This window comes from Companilactobacillus bobalius, assembly GCF_009764355.1.
Genome location: NZ_LNUA01000044.1, coordinates 1 through 3905 on the forward strand (window position 1 = coordinate 1; position 3905 = coordinate 3905).

The following is a 3905-nucleotide window of genomic DNA, read 5'->3' on the forward strand; positions in this document are numbered from 1 at the left end:
TCGGGGACATGGATACAGGTGGTGCATGGTTGTCGTCAGCTCGTGTCGTGAGATGTTGGGTTAAGTCCCGCAACGAGCGCAACCCTTATTATCAGTTGCCAGCATTTAGTTGGGCACTCTGGTGAGACTGCCGGTGATAAACCGGAGGAAGGTGGGGACGACGTCAAATCATCATGCCCCTTATGACCTGGGCTACACACGTGCTACAATGGTCGGTACAACGTGCTGCGAACTCGCGAGGGCAAGCAAATCACTTAAAACCGATCTCAGTTCGGATTGTAGGCTGCAACTCGCCTACATGAAGCTGGAATCGCTAGTAATCGCGGATCAGCATGCCGCGGTGAATACGTTCCCGGGCCTTGTACACACCGCCCGTCACACCATGAGAGTTTGTAACACCCAAAGTCGGTGGGGTAACCCTTCGGGGAACTAGCCGCCTAAGGTGGGACAAATGATTAGGGTGAAGTCGTAACAAGGTAGCCGTAGGAGAACCTGCGGCTGGATCACCTCCTTTCTAAGGATATGGTACTTTGGTACCAACGGAAATACACAATTGTTAAAACTTTGTTTAGTTTTGAGAGGTCTACCTGGCGCTTTCGGGCCTATAGCTCAGCTGGTTTAGAGCGCACGCCTGATAAGCGTGAGGTCGATGGTTCAAGTCCATTTAGGCCCATTTTCTCTGTTATAATTGAATAAGTACTATGGGGGTTTAGCTCAGCTGGGAGAGCACCTGCTTTGCAAGCAGGAGGTCATCGGTTCGATCCCGTTAACCTCCATTGACAGAGATGTCATACTCGTACCTTGAAAACTGGATATTAAGAATTAATGAATTAAAGAAACACCGAAAACTGCGCGGCAATCTTTTGATTGCCAGCTGTGATGAAAATCATGGCAAATTGTTTTAAATTACTTTTTGTAATTTAATTTAGGTTAAGTTATAAAGGGCGCACGGTGGATGCCTAGGCACTAGGAGCCGATGAAGGACGTAACTAACGACGATACGCCTCGGGGAGCTGTAAGTAAGCTTTGATCCGGGGATTTCCGAATGGGGGAACCCAAATATCGTAATGGATATTTACTTGTCTGTGAATACATAGCAGTCAAGAGGAACACGCAATGAACTGAAACATCTAAGTAGTTGCAGGAAGAGAAAGAAAATTCGATTCCCTGAGTAGCGGCGAGCGAAACGGGAATAGCCCAAACTAAAGAGCTTGCTCTTTAGGGTTGTAGGACTGATGTTGTGAGAACAAAAGGTTATGATAGTCGAACAAGTTGGAAAACTTGGCCAAAGAGAGTGAAAGCCTCGTAAACGAAATCTGATCCACTCCATTCAGTATCCTGAGTACGGCGGAACACGAGAAACTCCGTCGGAATCCGGGAGGACCATCTCCCAAGGCTAAATACTCCCTAGTGACCGATAGTGAACCAGTACCGTGAGGGAAAGGTGAAAAGTACCCCGGAAGGGGAGTGAAATAGATCCTGAAACCGTGTGCCTACAAGTAGTCAGAGTCCGTTTATGGATGATGGCGTGCCTTTTGTAGAATGAACCGGCGAGTTACGTTAACATGCAAGGTTAAGATGAAAAGTCGGAGCCGTAGCGAAAGCGAGTCTGAATAGGGCGACTAAGTATGTTGATGTAGACCCGAAACCAAGTGACCTATCCATGTCCAGGTTGAAGATGCGGTAAAACGCATTGGAGGACCGAACTCGTGTATGTTGAAAAATGCTGAGATGAGATGTGGATAGCGGTGAAATTCCAAACGAACTTGGAGATAGCTGGTTCTCTCCGAAATAGCTTTAGGGTTAGCCTCGAGGTTTAGGATCGTGGAGGTAGAGCACTGTTTGGACTAGGGGCCCGTCTTGGGTTACTGAATTCAGATAAACTCCGAATACCATTGATCTTTACTCGGGAGTCAGACGATGAGTGATAAGATCCACCGTCGAAAGGGAAACAGCCCAGATCACCAGTTAAGGTCCCAAAATTCATGCTAAGTGGAAAAGGATGTGGAAACGCATAGACAACTAGGATGTTGGCTTAGAAGCAGCCATTCATTCAAAGAGTGCGTAATAGCTCACTAGTCGAGTGATTCTGCGCCGAAAATGTACCGGGGCTAAGCATGATACCGAAACTGTGGATGTGTCGTAAGACACGTGGTAGGAGAGCGTTGTAATTGCATTGAAGCCATACCGTGAGGAGTGGTGGAGTGATTAGAAGTGAGAATGCCGGTATGAGTAACGAAAGACCAGTGAGAATCTGGTCGGCCGTAAGACTAAGGTTTCCTGGGGAAGGCTCGTCCTCCCAGGGTTAGTCGGGGCCTAAGATGAGGCCGAAAGGCGTAATCGATGGATAACAGGTTGATATTCCTGTACTAGTTTATTTTGTTTGAACGATGGAAGGACGCAGGAGGATGATGTGTGCACGCTGATGGATATGCGTGTCCAAGCAGTAAGTCTTGATATGAGTCAAATGCTTATATCTTTAAGGACAAGCTGTGATGGGGAGTGAAATTTTAGTAACGAAGCACAATAACTCACACTGCCAAGAAAAGTTCCTAGTTAGAAATAAACTACCCGTACCGCAAACCGACACAGGTAGTCGAGGAGAGTATCCTAAGGTCAGCGAGTGAACTCTCGTTAAGGAACTCGGCAAAATGACCCCGTAACTTCGGGAGAAGGGGTGCTGGTGTAACAGCCAGCCGCAGTGAATAGGCCCAAACAACTGTTTATCAAAAACACAGGTCTATGCTAAATCGTAAGATGACGTATATGGGCTGACGCCTGCCCGGTGCTGGAAGGTTAAGAGGATCAGTTAGCTTTTGCGAAGCTGAGAATTGAAGCCCCAGTAAACGGCGGCCGTAACTATAACGGTCCTAAGGTAGCGAAATTCCTTGTCGGGTAAGTTCCGACCCGCACGAAAGGCGTAATGATTTGGGCACTGTCTCAACGAGAGACTCGGTGAAATTATAATACCCGTGAAGATGCGGGTTACCCGCGACAGGACGGAAAGACCCCATGGAGCTTTACTGTAGCTTGATATTGAGTTTTTGTGTGACATGTACAGGATAGGTAGGAGCCGTTGATTTCGGAACGCTAGTTTCGAAGGAGGCATTGGTGGGATACTACCCTTGTTATATGAAAACTCTAACCTACATCACTTAGCGTGGTGAGGGACAGTGTCTGGTGGGCAGTTTGACTGGGGCGGTCGCCTCCTAAAATGTAACGGAGGCGCTCAAAGGTTCGCTCAGAATGGTTGGAAATCATTCGTAGAATGTAAAGGCATAAGCGAGCTTGACTGCGAGACTGACAAGTCGAGCAGGGACGAAAGTCGGACTTAGTGATCCGGTGGTACCATATGGAAGGGCCATCGCTCAACGGATAAAAGCTACCCTGGGGATAACAGGCTTATCTCCCCCAAGAGTTCACATCGACGGGGAGGTTTGGCACCTCGATGTCGGCTCATCGCATCCTGGGGCTGTAGTCGGTCCCAAGGGTTGGGCTGTTCGCCCATTAAAGCGGTACGCGAGCTGGGTTCAGAACGTCGTGAGACAGTTCGGTCCCTATCCGTCGCGGGCGTAGGAAATTTGAGAGGAGCTGTCCTTAGTACGAGAGGACCGGGATGGACATACCTCTGGTGTACCAGTTGTGCCGCCAGGCGCATCGCTGGGTAGCTACGTATGGACGGGATAAACGCTGAAAGCATCTAAGTGTGAAGCCCCCCTCGAGATGAGATTTCCCATTCCTTTATGGAAGTAAGATCCGTTAGAGAATATGACGTAGATAGGCTGCGGGTGGAAGTGTAGCGATACATGGAGCTGAGCAGTACTAATAGATCGAGGACTTAACCGAGTAAGAGTTTACAGCAGTTTGAAGTGTTTTAATTTAATTCATAATCTTAATATCTAGTT

At 48.1% G+C, this 3905-nt stretch carries 2 tRNA genes and 2 rRNA genes; all 4 read left to right on the top strand.

Annotation, left to right across the window (positions count from 1 at the left end):
* Positions 1-514 (top strand): 16S ribosomal RNA (locus ATN92_RS12570); the annotation flags it as partial.
* A gap of 84 nt (positions 515-598) precedes the next feature.
* Positions 599-673, top strand: a tRNA-Ile gene (locus ATN92_RS12575).
* A 30-nt stretch (positions 674-703) separates the two neighbouring features.
* A tRNA-Ala gene (locus tag ATN92_RS12580) sits at positions 704-776 on the top strand.
* Between the two features lie 152 nt (positions 777-928).
* Positions 929-3846, top strand: a 23S ribosomal RNA gene (locus ATN92_RS12585).
* Positions 3847-3905: the final 59 nt, after the last annotated feature.